At 38.8% G+C, this 16,197-nt stretch carries 19 protein-coding genes; 2 read left to right on the plus strand and 17 right to left on the minus strand.

The window, feature by feature from the left end:
• Nucleotides 1–423, minus strand: a 423-nt coding sequence (locus U0839_RS02850; RefSeq protein WP_413550041.1) for a YceD family protein, incomplete at its 3' end; no start/stop codon positions are given.
• 105 nt (nucleotides 424–528) lie between these two features.
• Between U0839_RS02850 and U0839_RS02855 the strand changes: the two genes are divergently transcribed.
• A complete protein-coding gene (locus tag U0839_RS02855; protein ID WP_155565335.1) occupies nucleotides 529–1,155 on the plus strand; it encodes an outer membrane protein assembly factor BamE in 627 nt (208 codons plus the stop codon).
• Between the two features lie 2 nt (nucleotides 1,156–1,157).
• On the opposite strand, the gene U0839_RS02860 is transcribed toward U0839_RS02855, so the two are convergent.
• Genes U0839_RS02860 through U0839_RS02870 form a run of 3 tightly spaced genes read right to left on the minus strand, consistent with a single transcriptional unit; the run spans nucleotide 1,158 to nucleotide 3,845 of the window.
• Nucleotides 1,158–2,558, minus strand: a complete 1,401-nt coding sequence (locus U0839_RS02860) for an ATP-binding protein (RefSeq protein WP_155565334.1) — start codon at nucleotides 2,556–2,558, stop codon at nucleotides 1,158–1,160.
• Nucleotides 2,559–2,587: 29 nt separating this feature from the next.
• Complete coding sequence (locus U0839_RS02865) at nucleotides 2,588–3,310, minus strand: response regulator transcription factor (RefSeq protein ID WP_110438910.1); 723 nt, start codon at nucleotides 3,308–3,310, stop codon at nucleotides 2,588–2,590.
• Nucleotides 3,297–3,845, minus strand: coding sequence for a MarR family winged helix-turn-helix transcriptional regulator (locus tag U0839_RS02870; protein ID WP_162988571.1), 549 nt, complete (start codon nucleotides 3,843–3,845; stop codon nucleotides 3,297–3,299). The genes U0839_RS02865 and U0839_RS02870 overlap by 14 nt, the downstream gene beginning before the upstream one ends.
• Nucleotides 3,846–4,009: 164 nt before the next feature.
• Between U0839_RS02870 and rpsU the strand changes: the two genes are divergently transcribed.
• Nucleotides 4,010–4,213, plus strand: a complete 204-nt coding sequence (rpsU, locus tag U0839_RS02875) for a 30S ribosomal protein S21 (protein WP_084440514.1) — start codon at nucleotides 4,010–4,012, stop codon at nucleotides 4,211–4,213.
• Between the two features lie 295 nt (nucleotides 4,214–4,508).
• Here the strand turns inward: rpsU and leuB are convergent, their stop codons facing one another.
• The 13 genes from leuB to U0839_RS02940 all read right to left on the minus strand — a co-directional run bounded on the left by leuB (nucleotide 4,509) and on the right by U0839_RS02940 (nucleotide 16,170).
• Nucleotides 4,509–5,618 (minus strand): 3-isopropylmalate dehydrogenase, encoded by a 1,110-nt coding sequence (gene leuB / locus U0839_RS02880; RefSeq protein ID WP_155565332.1) that lies wholly within the window; start codon nucleotides 5,616–5,618, stop codon nucleotides 4,509–4,511.
• A 117-nt stretch (nucleotides 5,619–5,735) separates the two neighbouring features.
• Nucleotides 5,736–6,371, minus strand: coding sequence for a 3-isopropylmalate dehydratase small subunit (gene leuD / locus U0839_RS02885; protein ID WP_155565331.1), 636 nt, complete (start codon nucleotides 6,369–6,371; stop codon nucleotides 5,736–5,738).
• Nucleotides 6,371–7,774, minus strand: coding sequence for a 3-isopropylmalate dehydratase large subunit (gene leuC, locus U0839_RS02890; protein WP_155565330.1), 1,404 nt, complete (start codon nucleotides 7,772–7,774; stop codon nucleotides 6,371–6,373). The genes leuD and leuC overlap by 1 nt, the downstream gene beginning before the upstream one ends.
• Nucleotides 7,775–7,901: 127 nt before the next feature.
• Nucleotides 7,902–8,288, minus strand: coding sequence for a 50S ribosomal protein L19 (rplS, locus tag U0839_RS02895; RefSeq protein ID WP_110438906.1), 387 nt, complete (start codon nucleotides 8,286–8,288; stop codon nucleotides 7,902–7,904).
• Nucleotides 8,289–8,315: 27 nt separating this feature from the next.
• Nucleotides 8,316–9,029 (minus strand): tRNA (guanosine(37)-N1)-methyltransferase TrmD, encoded by a 714-nt coding sequence (gene trmD, locus U0839_RS02900; protein WP_110438905.1) that lies wholly within the window; start codon nucleotides 9,027–9,029, stop codon nucleotides 8,316–8,318.
• Nucleotides 9,013–9,570, minus strand: coding sequence for a ribosome maturation factor RimM (rimM, locus tag U0839_RS02905; RefSeq protein WP_155565329.1), 558 nt, complete (start codon nucleotides 9,568–9,570; stop codon nucleotides 9,013–9,015). Before rimM ends, trmD begins: the two co-directional genes overlap by 17 nt.
• A 31-nt stretch (nucleotides 9,571–9,601) precedes the next feature.
• Nucleotides 9,602–9,961 carry a 30S ribosomal protein S16 gene (gene rpsP / locus U0839_RS02910; protein ID WP_155565328.1) on the minus strand — a complete coding sequence of 120 codons (360 nt, stop codon included), beginning with the start codon at nucleotides 9,959–9,961 and terminating at the stop codon, nucleotides 9,602–9,604.
• Nucleotides 9,962–10,001: 40 nt separating this feature from the next.
• Nucleotides 10,002–11,390 (minus strand): signal recognition particle protein, encoded by a 1,389-nt coding sequence (gene ffh / locus U0839_RS02915; protein ID WP_198209907.1) that lies wholly within the window; start codon nucleotides 11,388–11,390, stop codon nucleotides 10,002–10,004.
• 197 nt (nucleotides 11,391–11,587) lie between these two features.
• Entirely contained in the window at nucleotides 11,588–12,139 is a 552-nt protein-coding gene (locus tag U0839_RS02920; protein WP_413550042.1) for a Spy/CpxP family protein refolding chaperone, read from the minus strand.
• A 145-nt stretch (nucleotides 12,140–12,284) separates the two neighbouring features.
• Nucleotides 12,285–13,667 (minus strand): ribosome biogenesis GTPase Der, encoded by a 1,383-nt coding sequence (der, locus tag U0839_RS02925; RefSeq protein WP_413550043.1) that lies wholly within the window; start codon nucleotides 13,665–13,667, stop codon nucleotides 12,285–12,287.
• Between the two features lie 12 nt (nucleotides 13,668–13,679).
• Nucleotides 13,680–15,056: a PQQ-binding-like beta-propeller repeat protein gene (locus U0839_RS02930; RefSeq protein WP_155569142.1), complete on the minus strand. Its 1,377-nt coding sequence runs from the start codon at nucleotides 15,054–15,056 to the stop codon at nucleotides 13,680–13,682.
• A 2-nt stretch (nucleotides 15,057–15,058) separates the two neighbouring features.
• The gene (locus U0839_RS02935; RefSeq protein WP_155565325.1) at nucleotides 15,059–15,742 is read right to left on the minus strand and encodes a tetratricopeptide repeat protein; all 684 of its coding nucleotides are present in this window, start codon (nucleotides 15,740–15,742) and stop codon (nucleotides 15,059–15,061) included.
• Between the two features lie 50 nt (nucleotides 15,743–15,792).
• Nucleotides 15,793–16,170 carry a hypothetical protein gene (locus U0839_RS02940; protein WP_155565324.1) on the minus strand — a complete coding sequence of 126 codons (378 nt, stop codon included), beginning with the start codon at nucleotides 16,168–16,170 and terminating at the stop codon, nucleotides 15,793–15,795.
• Nucleotides 16,171–16,197: the final 27 nt, after the last annotated feature.

Consider the following 16,197-nt stretch of genomic DNA (forward strand, 5'->3'; position numbering starts at 1 on the left):
TGGCTTATGAGGATAAGGATCCAGTAATAATGCTAGTTGCTGTGCGGTTACTTCTCCAATGTCAATATAGTCATTATCATAAGGAATGATATCTGGATCATCCAGCTCCTCCAGTTCACTTGAAACTTGAGACAAAGGTATAAAAATCAACTCAAATCCATCTTCGATATCAACCGGAAAATCCTCTAGGGAAACAACACAATTTTGTATTATGCTGCTTTTCAGTATTCCCTGCGCCCTTATATGCCCACCATGAAAATAAGCCAATTTATAAAAACATGACAAAGAAAGAATTTCAGGAATTGAAAACCGCTCAGCCAAAGCCTTTCTTTCTGATTTATTTGCTTCAATGGTAACCCTGAATTCTTTTTTTTGTATTTGATTGATAAATATTTTTTTTGAAAACTCGCAACAGTTATTCATTTTTTTCTTTCTAATGTTTTTTTTTGTTGCAGTTTAATTTAAACTACAATACCTCTTTAATTATAAGATTAATTTTTCGTTTAACTTGAGGATCATGTATTCATTATGCCTTCCAGCTTCAACAAAAAACCTCTTGTATCCCTTCTTAAAGATAAATCCTGTCCTCAATTTAAGCAAAAAACAAGCAAGAATATTATTTTAGGTTCCTTAATCTCTTGCAGCCTATTATTTTCCGCCTGCTCAGTTCTCTCCCCCCCTCCAATGCCAAGAGGAACAATAATTGAAAAAAATGACCTTTCTGCATTAAAAGTTAACAGTACCAGTAAATCAGATGTTATCGACATTTTGGGATCTCCTACAACCTACGCGACATTTAATAATAATAACTGGATTTACATATCGATGATGACTCATCTTGTCCCGCTTTCCTATCCAGGAATAAAAAAACAAAAAGTGCTCTCCTTATATTTTAATGAAAGTGGGACATTAACAAAAATTCAAGAATTGGGTAAAAGAGACGCTAAAAATGTCAGCATGGTATCAGAGGTAACTCCAACTCCTGGAACAAAAACTAATTTTTTCCAGCAATTATTAGGAAATATTGGCAAATACTCTCCACTAAGTGCAATGGGACTTGGAAGTACCTTCGGACCGAACAGTAACGGTGGTCCTTTCTCAAGCAATCCACTTACAACGGGTGGACCTGGCAGCTCAGGAAATACATTGCCATAAAACTATCTGGGTATAAATATGATTACTCTCAGCCCTCCCAATGGGCTGGTTTCTAATTTTATATCACCACCATGTCCCTGAATTATATTTTTCGCAATAGACAATCCCAATCCGGTCCCTTTTTGTCTATTACCTGTCTCAAATGGCGTGAATACACTTTCCCTTCTTTCGATTTCAATTCCTGGACCGTCATCATCGATGATGAACTGTATTCCTTTTCCTTTCATATGAACCCTTAGTTTTACATCCCCCCCATATCTTTTAGCATTATCTAAAATATTGGAAAAAACTCGGCGTATGCTATGAGGTCTAATAATCAAATCTGGCAGGTCATGATCAATTTCAACTGACAAAAATCGTGTATCAGCCCGAGATGCTGCTGCAACACAATCTTTAATTAACTGAGAAACATCTGTTAGAACCGGTTCTTCCGTTCCTTCACCCCTTGCAAAGGAAAGGTAAGCAGAAATCATTTGTTCCATTTCCTCAATGTCGGTAATCATTTCCAAGATATCTTGAACCTGTTCCTCAGCATTAAACATTCCTTTTTGAGGGAGCATGGCTAAACTCAGCCTTAATCGAGTCAAAGGCGTTCTCAAATCATGAGAAACGCTTGCCAATATAACAGTACGTTGTTTGACATATCTTAAAATTCTTTCACGCATGACATTAAAGGCAATTGCTGCATTCCTTAGTTCTCTTGAACCATCAGGATGTAAATTACCTGGATCAATCCCTTTACCAAATTTTTCAACAGATCTGGATAATCTTCGAATGGCCCTGAACTGTATCCACGCAAAAACAGAAGTCATTATAAACAAAACCAAGGCACTTCCCACAATCCAGAAAATAAAAAGCCAAACACTACCAGCCGTTAATTTTTTTTTGGGTATTAGAATGTCCACTACACTTTGTTTTAATTCTATGGATATCTTGACCTGATCTTTTATACTGAACCAGTCAACAACAAACCGTTCATCAAGTCGATCCGTCAGGGTTTGATTGAGAAGCTCATCAACAGGTCCGATAATATTCGATTTTTTTCTTGAGTTTCCAAGGAATATTTGACCTTTGCGCCAGGTAATCGAGTATTGAAAATATTTTTGTGCATCCTCAATAATTTGATTGCATTTTACTCTCGAATTAGTTTGGTTAAACTGATTGACGATGAACTCAACCTCACTGCCAACAGTATCTGTCAAACGACGAGAAACAGTACTAAGATAATTACCATAAAACAATTCCAGTGAAATTGTTTGCGTAACAATCAATGGAATTAAAATCATCAAAAGTGAACGACTAAATAAAGAGCGCGGCAAAATTCGTCGTACAGTGCGTTCAACAATAAATTTACGATTTATAAAATAATTTGGAATTTTTAAATTCGTATATGAATTTTTCACAATTATATTTTCTGTTATTAATTAATTTTTCAATATCCAGGTTTTAAAACATACCCTTTACCCCTTACGGTATGTAAAAATTGCGGTTGTCGAGGGTCCGTCTCAATACGTCTTCGTAACCTTGTTACTTGAACATCAACGGCACGCTCACCAATTTCCTCCATTCCAATTTTTTGAACGATTTCCTCACGGGATAAAATCTCATTAGGTTGCGCCGCCAATACCCTTAACAAGGCTATCTCCCCCCCTGTTAAATGAATAATGCCATTTTTATCGCATAACAAATTTCGAACAGGGTCAAACTCCATATTTCCAAGACGAATTAAACGTATATTTTCCGCTGCAATGGGTTGCGTCAATCGGCGAAACTGAATTTTCAGCCGAAGCAACAACTCTTTGGGTTCGAAAGGTTTTCCCAAATAATCATCTGCACCAGCTTCCAATCCAGCTATGCGATCTTCCGGTTCTCCCCTGGCTGTCAAAAGGATGATCGGCATATCCTTGCCTTCCTCCCGAAGGGAATGTGTCAATTGCAAACCATCCTCACCTGGCATTGTAACATCCAGTACCAATGCATCAGGTTGCAAAAACTTTAACATTTGACGCGCTTCATATGCTGATTCCGCTCCACTGATCCGGAAACCATTTTCACTTAAATAACGCTGTAACAACCGGCGTAAACGCGGATCATCATCAATAACTAAAATATGTAAAATATCTTTTTCGTTTGGTGATTTGTTATTTTCCGACATTATTTTTATCTTTAATTTTACGAATGGTAAGATTTTCTAGCATTTTTTTGGATTTTTTACTGATCATACCATATAATATACGCTGGAATCCTTCTATATATGTATTATTGGAAACCTCTCTAAAAGCGCGAACAAATTGTTTGCGTTGAAGACTAAAAAGTTCCTCCTCTAGTTTTTTCCCTTTTTTTGTCAAGAATAACACTTTTTTCCTGCGATCTGTTGGAGTTTGCTGAAAATAGACAAAATCTTGTTCAAGCGTCTCTCTTAATACGCGATTCAAACTTTGTTTTGTAATTCCAAGCATTGAACATAGCTCACCTACCGAAATCCCAGGATAATGACAGATAAATTGCATCAATCGAAAATGAGCCAACCCAATTCTATATTCATCTAATATTGGTTCAACGATAGACATGGCTTCATGATGGATAAAAAAAAATATATCCTGCATAAATCGAATTTTATCTTCATGCAGAAATAATAACTCTTCACCAGCTTTGTATAAAGGTAAATCAAAATTTATAGAACGAGACAAATAAAAAACTTTATATAAGTTGAAAACCGTGAGACAATAATAATCTATTTTCTTTTTAAATAAAATAGAGTATGTTTGCGGTAAACTTATAACAATTATAAACATTGATATACACTATATACCTTATTACTTAACTTTTAACTTTAACAGGAGATGATGACCAAGTGCAGGTTTTGGTTAGAGACAATAATGTTGATCAAGCTTTGAAAGCTTTAAAAAAGAAAATGCAACGCGAGGGAATTTTCCGTGAAATGAAACTTCGTCGCCATTATGAAAAACCCTCTGAGCGACGTGCCCGTGAGGCTGCAGAAGCTGTAAGACGTGCACGTAAAATGGAACGTAAACGTTTGGAACGTGAAGGTTTTTAAACCGCAAAAGTTTTATTCTTATAAAAGAAATTAAATGATATTTCTTTTATAAGATATATTCTAAAGTAAATTTACATTTTACAATATCAGTTCTTATCACCAAAAATCCATTAATCTAAATTGAGCAAATAATATTAGATACGAATTAAATTTGCCCAAAATATTATATTGATAATGTTGATTACCAGCATTTCCTATGCTGAACATAACCTTACATATCGTTGTAATTGATCTTATTCATTTAATGAATAATAATTTATCAAAAGTTATGTTAAAAACTTTATATTCAATATTTTTAATTTTTTCCATTTAAATGATCAAGAATAAGTTTTCCCATCTCTTGCGTGTTAACCTCTTTTTTTCCCATACTCATAATATCCGGTGTACGATAATTTTGGTTTAATACCAATTTACATGCATTTACGATTTTCCGTGAATTTTGTTGTTCATTAAATGAATATTTCAACATCATCGCCAAAGAAAGAATTTGTGCCAAGGGGTTGGCTTTTCCTTGTCCAGCTATGTCTGGAGCACTGCCATGAATTGGTTCATACAATGCTGGAATAACCCCATTTGACTGTTTCTCCCCTAGTGTAGCTGAAGGCAACATACCCAAACTTCCCGTCAGCATTGCAGCCAAATCTGACAGAATATCCCCAAAAAGATTGCTGGTCAGAATAACATCAAATTGTGAGGGTTGACGGACCAATTGCATTGCACAATTATCTGCTAACATATGAGATAAATTGACATCTGGATACTCTTTTTGGTGAATCTCTGTCACCACTTCCTTCCATAAAAGACCGCTTTCCATCACATTACATTTATCAACAGAACAAACATGATTTTGGCGTTGACGAGCCAACTCAAAAGCTACACGGGCAATTCTTTCGATTTCTTTACTTGTATAAACTTCTGTATTGATTCCCTTACGAGTTCCGTCAGGTAATGTTTCAATTCCTCTGGGAGAACCAAAATAAACGCCTCCTGTGCTTTCGCGAACAATCATTAAATCCAAACCCTTAATGATCTCAGGTTTAACTGAACTGGCCTCAATCAGAGAATCAAAAACAATCGCTGAACGTAAATTGGCAAATAAACCAAGTTCTTTACGTAAACCAATAATCCCTAATTCAGGTCGATTATTAAAATCAATATTATTCCACTTCGGTCCACCAACAGCTCCAAAAAGAACCGCATCAGCTTTTTTTGCTTTTTCAATAACCTCTTGAGTTAATGGTATTCCATTTTGATCTATGGATGCACCTCCAACCACTTCATATTCAAGCTTGAAAGATAACGTCGAGTTTTTATCTGCCCATTCAAGTACTTTTACAGCCTGTTCCATGATTTCTGGACCAATCCCGTCCCCTGGCAATACCAAAATTTTTTTTTCTTTTGTCATAAAAATTCTCGCAATAATAAAAATAATTCAATCTAAAAACTAATACCTATTTTTGAAATTAATTACATATGAAAAATGGCTCAGTTAAATAAATGAACCATTTATGAATAGAATTAATTATATATTATGTTCATCAATTACTATCTCAGGAAACCAGGGTTGCTTTTCTTTTCTGTTGTTTTCAAAATTTTTAATTGATTCAACATGTTGCATGGTTTGACCAATATCATCCAAACCTTCCAAAAGCAATTGACGGCGTAATGGATCAATTTCAAATTTAATTTTTTCACCATCAGGTCGTATAATTTCTTGATGTACCAAATCAACCGATATACGAGCATTTGCTCCCATTTTGGTATCCTCAACCAATTGTTCACAAATTTCCCTAGGCACCTTTATCGGCAATATTCCGTTTTTAAATGCATTATTAAAAAAAATATCCGCAAAGGAAGGTGCAATTACACATCGTATTCCAAAATCAAGCAAAGCCCATGGCGCATGTTCCCTGGACGAACCACAACCAAAATTTTCATAACTGATTAAAATTTTCGCCTGACGATACGGGTCACGATTAAGTATAAAATCTTTTCGTTCATTTCCATTATCATCATAACGCCAAGAATAAAAAGCGAATTTACCCAAACCACTTCTTTTGGTCGTTTTGAGAAAACGAGCCGGTATTATTTTATCAGTATCAATATTTTCTTCGGGTAATGGAGCTGCAATTGCTGTCAAACTGTCAAATTTTTCCATCACATCATATCCCTTACATCCGTTAATTCACCTTTGATTGCAGCAGCGGCAGCCATGGCTGGAGATACTAAATGTGTTCTACTGCCAGGACCTTGACGACCTTCAAAATTACGATTGGATGTGGAAGCACATCTTTGTCCTGGTTCCAAACGATCTGGATTCATTGCCAAACACATGGAACAACCAGCTTCACGCCATTCAAAACCTGCCTCTTTGAATATTTTATCCAATCCTTCGGATTCAGCTTGTTTCTTAATTAATCCAGATCCGGGTACAGCCAATGCCCAGACATGATCTGCAATTTTATGCCCTTTAAGAATATATGCCGCAGCCCGAAAATCTTCTATACGACTATTTGTACAAGAGCCAATAAAAACAGCGTCAATTTTTGTACCGGCAATCGGTTGACCAACTTTCAGATCCATATAGTTCAACATGCGTTTTTTTCTTTTACGTTGAGATTCATCCTTCAATTTTTCTGGATCTGGCACTTTATCTTTAATAGATATCACATCTTCTGGACTTGTTCCCCATGTTACCATAGGATCAAGATTGTTGACGTCTATATCTACAACTTTATCATAATGCGCCCCATCATCAGAAGCCAAACTTTTCCAGTAAGCTACAGCGTCATCAAAATTTTTCCCTTTTGGTGCAAATGGACGCCCCTTAATATATTCAAAAGTAACTTTATCAGGTGCTATAATCCCGGCTCTGGCACCAGCTTCAATAGCCATGTTGCACAAGGTCATCCGCCCTGCCATATCAAGATTTCTGACCGCTGAACCAGTAAATTCTATTACATGTTCTGTTCCACCAGCTGTACCAATTCTTCCTATAACAGCAAGAATAATATCTTTCGCACTTACACCTGGTTTTAATTTACCTTCAATATTAATCTTAAAATTCTTGGCTGGTTTCTGTAGCAAGGTTTGAGTTGCCATCACATGTTCAACTTCTGAAGTTCCGATACCAAAAGCCAGCGAACCAAATGCACCATGGGTAGAAGTATGACTGTCACCACAAACAATAGTCATACCTGGTAATGTTATCCCTTCCTCGGGTCCAACAACATGGACGATCCCCTGACGGGCAGATTTTAATGGAATGAATGGGACACCAAATTCCCTAACATTTTTCTCTAAAACTTCTATCTGATGACGACTTTCTCCTTCCTCCATCGGTTTATCCCGATCTGTTGTGGGAACATTATGATCAATAACTGCCATCATCGCTTCCGGACTGTGAATTTTACGTCCAGCCAACCGTAACCCTTCAAATGCCTGCGGGCTAGTAACCTCATGAATTAAGTGACGGTCAATATAAAGGAGTGCCGTACCATTTGGAAGTTGTTTTACCACGTGACTATCCCACAACTTATCAAACAAAGTACGAGCTTTCATTTTTTTATCCTTTTAAAATTTTATATTCAATAAGTTTATATATCCAAAATATCAAGAAACTAAAATAATTTATTCTGATAATTTTTATAAATTATCAGAATATAAAATAAAAAATCAGTTCAACCTGTTAAACAGATTCTGTTTTTTTATTAACATCGCGATTACGTTCTGCAATACGGGCTGACTTACCGCTACGACCACGCAAATAATATAGTTTTGCGCGACGAACATGACCATGACGGACAACCGTAATCGCAGAAATTGTTGGAGAATAAAGAGGAAACACACGTTCCACTCCTTCACCATTTGAAATTTTACGAACGGTAAAATTACTATTTAGTCCCTTATTTGAACGTGCAATTACGACACCCTCATAAGCCTGAACACGTTTACGTTCCCCTTCAACAACACGAACATCAACTCGTACTGTATCCCCAGGGAAAAATTCAGGAATGGCACGATCTGCTGTTAAACGAGCAATTTCGTCAACCTCATATTTTTGAATAATATCCATCATCTTTTCCTTTAACAATATATAAATTCAGTCATTATTTTTAAGGTTACTGTTACGCTGGTAACTGTCCCACAAATCTGGTCTGCGCATTCTGGTCACCATTTCAGCCTGTTCTTGACGCCATGCAGCAATTGCCCCATGATGTCCTGAAAGTAAAATCTCGGGCACGTCATATCCCTGCCACTTGGCAGGTTTCGTATAATGCGGATATTCCAAAAGACCTTCAGAAAAACTTTCTTCTTCCCCACTGGTATCAGATCCCATAACACCAGGTAACAGACGTATGCAGGCATCCATTAAAACAAGTGCGGCAGGCTCACCACCAGAAAGAATGTAGTCTCCAATAGAAATCTCCTCTATTGAATATTTTTGAAATATCCGATCATCAATCCCCTCATAGCGACCACAAATACAATATAAACCACTCCCTGATACAAACCGCAGAATATCTTTTTGTTGCAATACACGTCCTCGCGGCGAAAAATAAACAACTGGACGATCATCCTGCGGTAAAGTAGCCTGTAAGGCAGCATCAAGTATATCCACTCGAATAACCATTCCTGCCCCACCACCAAACGGCGTATCATCAACAGCCTTATGTTTGCCATGACCAAACTGACGCAAATCATGCGTTTTCAAAGTCCATTTTTCCTCTTTTAATGCTTTGCCCGCCAGGGAAAATTCCAAAAAGCCGGGAAACATCTCAGGAAATAAAGTCAACAATTCAATCTGCCAACACATTTCCCTTATTACCTTCATTAGGTGAAACCTCAATAAAATGAGGTAAACAGATTTTTACCCATCCCGCTTCAAGATCAATTACCGGTACACATTGCTTTGTAAAAGGAACAATAATGATTTCTTTGGAATCCAGTTTGATTTCAAGACTGGTACCCGCACCATAATCATGGACATGATCAATGATACCAAACGCTTCCTTTTGCTGATTGATTTTCTGAACACGAGCCTGCAAACCAATTAAATCTACCAAATAGAATTCCTCTTCTTCCAAATCTGAAAAAGAATCTCTTGTTACGTATAACTTACGGTTTGTCAGATGTTCGGCATTTGTTCTGGAATCAACAGGATTTTTATTTCCATCATAAAGGATGGCAATTGGTTCATTTTTCCAGATTAAAGACCAGCGCTCCCCATGATTATCAATCAGTTCCTTGTAATTTTGTAGATCTGCTGCCTTTTCCAGATACGAATAAACCCTTACCAGCCCGTTAACGCCATGGGGTTTCCCGATCGTTGCAACATGAACCAACTGTTTTTTCATCAAAGGGGCAACCTTATTCAATAATCAACAATTAAGCCTCAGCTTCAGCTTCTTCTTTTTTCTTAGCTGCGGCTTCAGCACGTTCCCGGGCCTTTTTCTTCGGCGCAGACTTCTGAGGCTGTTCGTTATAGACAAATTTTTCCGCCAAACCAGCATTTGCCAAAAAACGTGCAACACGATCGGTTGCCTGTGCCCCTTTTGTCAACCAATAACTAATCCGTTCATTAAACAAACGAACTCTTTCAGCATGATCGGAAGGAAGCATGGGGTTATAAGAACCCACTTTTTCAATAAAACGTCCATCCCGAGGTGAACGGCTATCAGCAATAACTATGTGATAGTATGGACGTTTTTTTGACCCTGAACGGGATAAACGGATTTTAAGGCTCATTGATTCTTTTTCTCCAGATTCTAGCCATTAATGAAAGAAACTAACGCATCATCCCACCACCAGGTGGAGGCGTCATTCCTTTAGGTAAAAGAGCAGATAACCCCTGTCGCATTAAACCTTTAACGCCCAGCTTGTTAAACCGCTTCATCATGGAAGCCATCTGATCATATTGTTTTAACAACCGATTGACTTCCTGAACTGTTGTCCCCGATCCTGCCGCAATCCTTTTTTTACGAGATGCCTTAATAATATCAGGCTTTTTACGTTCGGCCTTAGTCATTGATGAAATAATGGCCTGATGACGTTTAAGAATCGAGGTGTCTATCTCTTTATTGCCAAGTTTTTCTTTAACTTTTCCCATACCTGGGATCATGTCCATAATGTTGGAAATTGATCCCATTTTATTTATCTGTGAAATTTGAGTCGAATAATCATTCAAATCAAATTTTCCCTTGAGCATCTTCTTGGCAAGACGTTCATTTTCCTCTGTATCGAGAGTTTCAGAAGCTTTTTCAACCAGCCCCGCTATATCTCCCAATCCCAGAATACGGCTGGCGACACGTTCGGGATAGAATTCCTGTAACGCATCAACCTTTTCACCCATACCAACCAGCTTGATTGGGGCGCCAGTAATTGCCCGCATTGATAATGCGGCACCACCTCGTGCATCCCCATCCATACGGGTCATAACAACACCCGTAATCCCAACTTTCTCATTGAAATGCTTGGCTGTGTTAACCGCATCTTGCCCTGTCATAGCATCAACGACAAGAAGGGTTTCAACAGGCTGAACCGCATCTCTGATATTTTGAACCTCCTGCATCAAAACATCATCAATCGCCAAACGTCCAGCTGTATCCAGGATAACAATATCATATCCCTCTAAACGACCGATCTCCATGGCCCGTTTGGCAATTTGCAATGGATTTTGTCCCTCGATAATTGGTAATGCAGTTACGCGTATCTGATTGGCCAATTGCTGCAATTGCAATTGGGCGGCAGGACGATAGGTATCCAAACTGGCAAGCAATATTTTCTTGCGTTCACGACGATTTAGGAAATATGCAATCTTTGCCGAAGTCGTGGTTTTACCAGATCCTTGCAAACCCACCATCAAATAAGGAACAGGTGGCGCAGCATTCAATGCAAGAGGTACAGCACCTGATCCACCCAATGCATCAATCAATGCATCATTTACAATTTTGGCAATTGCCTGACCAGGTGAAATATTGTGCAAGACTTCCTGACCAACAGATTTTTCCTGAACCTTTTTAACAAATTCCTTGACGACAGGCAAAGCAACGTCAGCATCAAGCATTGCCAAACGGATCTCACGCATGGCCTCATTAACGTCTTCCTGAGACAATGCCCCCCGTTTCGAAAGTCCGTCAAATACACCAGAAAGTTTACCAGATAAACGGTTAAACACGTTTTTTTCCTACATTTACACAATAAATAACGCGTTACTGCACGAGCCTTCGTGAGGTAACGTTTCTTAATCTAGAAAATAGAATTAACCTGATTTTTAATTAGTTGTCAATTGAATAATTGTTTAATAAGAAGCATGTTGTTCAATTCTATCTGTCACCATGCTTCTTATAAAAAGCTTCAGCTAATTATTGATTATTATTGAGCTTGGTTAGGCGCAACCATTGGTGCTGCGGTTCCATTTGTTGCTGTTTGACGCATCTGTCCACGCAATAACTGCATTTGACCATGAATGTCCTTCATCTTGATGATACGCGCTTTTAACTGAACCAACTGGTCTGGCGTCAAAATGTTACGAAGGGCAAGTAATGTCTTGGTATGATTTTCAGCAGTTTCTCTGTGAAGTTTTTCCAATTTATCCACAAATGGATCAAGATTTCCTTTTGTTACTTTACCAGGTGCCAATAAAGCATTTGCCATATCTCTATGTACAGCCTCAACTTGCTGACGAGTGGTTTCTTCCTTTAATCGAGCACTATCGACGATTACCTTGGCTTTTGCCTGTTGTTCGGCGCTAAGATTAAGATTTTCGAACATGTATCCCAATGGACCAACCGCAGGCCCAAATATGCCACCGGGAGGTGGAGGTGGAGGTGCCATTCCAACAGGTTGGGCCATTGCGGATACCATACTGCCAAGGCTTAGACCGCCGGCAACAGCCAAAGAGGTTAACATTTTCTTATTAAACATAAAAAGCCATCCTTTCTTTATTGAAAAGCAATAAAAGGTTTGGACTCTTTTATCACTTAGTTCAATTTTATCAAAGTTTTAGGCAAAAGTATGAAGATTTTTTATATTTATTACAAAATAATTTTAAAAATGTGTTTTTTGAGTTTCATTGTTTTTCATGAATATATGGATTCTTGCTATCTCTGAATTGCAAACGGATTGGCGTTCCAGGCATATCAAAAATTTCACGCAAACCGTTCATCAAATATCTCTGATAATCCAGGGGAAGTTTTGAAGTTCTAGTTCCAAATAATATGAAGGTTGGTGGTCGGGCCTTGGCTTGCGTGATGTAACGTAATTTTAATCTGCGTCCATCAATCATGGGAGGGGCATGCCTCAAAATAGCCTCTTCAAACCAACGGTTCAATTCCCCTGTCGGAATACGTTTGTTCCAAACATCATAGGCTTTTCGAACCGCGGGTATTAATTTATGAACCCCTCGACCTGTAAGAGCTGAAAAAGCAATGATAGGAATGCCATGCATTTGTGAAAGCGACATCTCAATTCTATCTCTTATACTCTGGCGGGTGGCCACCCTATCCTTTAAAATATCCCACTTATTAAGCGCAATAACGCAACAGCGTCCTTCTCTTTCAATTAGACGGGCAATTTGTAAATCCTGTTCATGAATGCCCAATTCAGCATCAATAACCAATACAACCACTTCGACCATTTTAAGGGCTTCAATACTGGCAGAGACAGACATTTTTTCAAGTGTCTCATCAATTCTGGCTTTTCTCCTCAATCCGGCGGTATCAACCAATTCAATTTCCCCTTTTTCATCATGAAAGGTTACTGAAATTGAATCCCGCGTTAATCCAGCTTCCGGCCCGGTAATTACACGCTGCTCCCCTATCAATTGATTGATCAGAGTTGATTTGCCGGCATTGGGACGTCCCACAATTGCCAATCTCAATGGTTTATCTTCAGAGTTTTCCAATGATATATTTAATGCCGAATTATCCTGGAACTGTTCAATTGGAAGCTCCACCTCAATCCGGTCTACAAGATCCATGATACCTTCACCATGCTCTGCAGAAACAGGAATGGGTTCCCCCAAACCAAATTTATACATTTCCAAGGCGGCTACATTTCCGGAATGACCTTCGGCCTTATTCACAACCAAAAGAATTTTACGCCCCTGTTTTCTCAACCATTGAGCAAAATGTTCATCAACAGGTGTTACACCCATTCTGGCATCAACACAAAAAAGAATCACATCTGCCATATCAACCGCCCGTTCGGAGGATATACGCATACGACCATGAACAGTTTCGGGATCATCCTCTTCCCATCCAGCCGTATCAATTAAGGTAACGGGGCGATCGTTTAGAAGAATGTCAACTGATTTCCGATCTCGTGTCACCCCCGGCTGATCGCTTACAATTGCAAAGCGTCTTCCCGCCAGCCGATTGAATAATGTCGATTTACCGACATTAGGACGACCCGCGATCACAATAACAGGCAATTTGTGTTTAGCCAATGTCACGTATTTTATTTCCTAACCAAAAGCAGTTAATTTACCATCTTGCCCCAAGATCAGCAAACGCTCATTTACAACCACCGGAGCTAGAGCGGGAGTTATACCTGTTTTAACAATATTGGTTATTTTACCTGATGTCGGACTGAAGGTTACCAGTCCAATATCGTTAAAATCACTGATACAGATAAGTTGTCCGCCTGCCAATACAGGACCATACCAAGCAATGGGATCTTTATATTTTTCCATATTCTTGAAACGTCTCAGTTGAGTGACCCAACGAACCCGACCCGTTACACGGTCAAGACAAGCCAGTTGCTGATCAAGGGAAAGAACAAATAACCAATCGCCAATAACAACCATTGAATTTTGACCTGAAACTTCACGTTCCCAAATACGTCGACCAGACCTTAAATCCAGTGCCACCAAGATTGAGCCGATACTTATAGCATATACCGTACCATCAGCAATTACAGGAAGCGCACTGATTGCCGCAAAATCCACAAAAGCATTACGGCCATTTCGACCCAGCGTATCAGTCCAAATCTGCTCCCCGGTATTTGCCCGCAACGCAATCAAATCTCCTGATCCAAAGCCTGCGACAAGAATGCCTTCTGAATAGGCTGGTGCTGGCTGACCAAATAATTTTGTTTGAACACTGCCTGTACTATAGGACCATAACTGATTTCCCGTTTTTGTATCCAAACAAAATAACCGTCCATCAATGGTGCCAAAAAACAATAACTGGTTTACGATTGTTGGTGCGGAACGACCAGGTGTACCAACATCCACACGCCATACAACCTTTCCCGTTTCCCGATCCACCCTCAAAGTTTCGGCCACGCCATCCACAATATATAAAGCATCCTCGGTTAATCCAATACCACCTCCCAAATTACTTGATCTTGACTTTTTCTTTTTGGGATTTAGCCGCCATAGCAACTTACGTGATTGCCAATCAAACGCAGTTACCTTACCCACAGCATCCATTGTGAAAAAATGATTGCCATCTATAACCGGAGTTGTATTGATGATGCCCTGGCCTTTTGATCCCAGCGCAATATAGGATAAAGGGCTTGGTTCGGAATTTCCTGATCCGATACTGCAACTCCACATTCTACGCACGCCACCCACCGCACTGTGAATTGAGGCATGATCAGCCGTTCTTCCCTCAAGCATCCATTTCTCGTCGATAACAGGTGCTGGAATAGTGATTGGAGTTTTGTCACTATGATCGACCATCAGTCCGGCACCAGTACTAAAAACGTCTATTCGTTTACCAATAATAACAGGTTTATTATCCTTATGCCCGCAAGCTGCCAAGGCCATTCCAGTTGCGGTTGTCGCAAGAATCGATCGACGTGAAAATTTCTTTTTTATAGGTAGAATATCTTGCATCGTTAAACCCTTTTATTCGCTGCAATAACCTGCAACATCACATTTGCCCTTTTCCGTAGTTCTGGACTGGCATTCATATCCGTAGATAAACGTCCAAAAACCTGTTTCGCCTCTATAACTTTACCAGTTTTAAGATCCAAAATCGCCTCACACTCTCGTGCCAAAGCATACCAGGGAGTCTTGTGATCCAACAATTCTCTGATACGATTATGTAATTCACCTGGATCTACATTATCAAGATGGTTTTCAATCCACAATAAATTAGCCAGATTACGAAAATCAGGCGATGCAGTTTTATCAAATCTCAAAGCTTCCCAAATTGCGGATGCCTCTTTAAGCTTTCCCTGATCCAGTAGTAATGATGCTTGTTTTAATTGTGCCAATGCCCGTATAGATTGGGGAGAATGATTGGATATATGGTTGAATTCACCAATGATCTGGTCAACCATCTTATCATCTTTGGATTGAGGAGATAACTGTACTGTTTTTTGCATGACCTGCATATAAGAATTTGATGCATTTACAATTTTCTTATGCTTTTGCCAATGATTAAACTGTAAAAGACCAAATACGGCCAGACCAGCAATAATAACAACTATTGCCAATTTAGCATAACGTCTCATAAAATAATGCAGTTTTTCTGTCCGTAATTCTTCATCTATTTCTTTAAACAGGTCTTCTGACACTTACAGTTTCTCCTTTGTGCGTTTATTATGACTTGAATTTGGCAGTTTTTTTATTTTCCACCTGTTGCATTTTTTAATTTTTTACTTCCATCGACAATCGTGGCACGCATTTTAGTAAGGTTGGCAGTAATTCTAGCATTCATTTCAGCGCTAACTTTTTGGATCGATTCCATTTCATTTTTTGCTTTTTGGCTAATGGCAACCTGTTTTGCATGCGCCTGTTTTGAAATACATGCATAATACACATGAACAGCCTTGTTATAATTATTAAACTGCTCAACACTGGCATTGTATTTGGTAACATTGCTTACGTTTATCACTGGTGACTTGGGTTCATTGCCACAGGATGCAGTCCAATCCTGTGCAAAAGCAGCCACGCCGGGTATTGGAGAAAATCCAATCATAGCGGTCAAAATGAATTTTTTCATCGGATATTTCCTTTCGATGATAAAGTT

Source organism: Commensalibacter sp. A3DC, assembly GCF_047307945.1.
Lineage (GTDB): Bacteria > Pseudomonadota > Alphaproteobacteria > Acetobacterales > Acetobacteraceae > Commensalibacter > Commensalibacter melissae.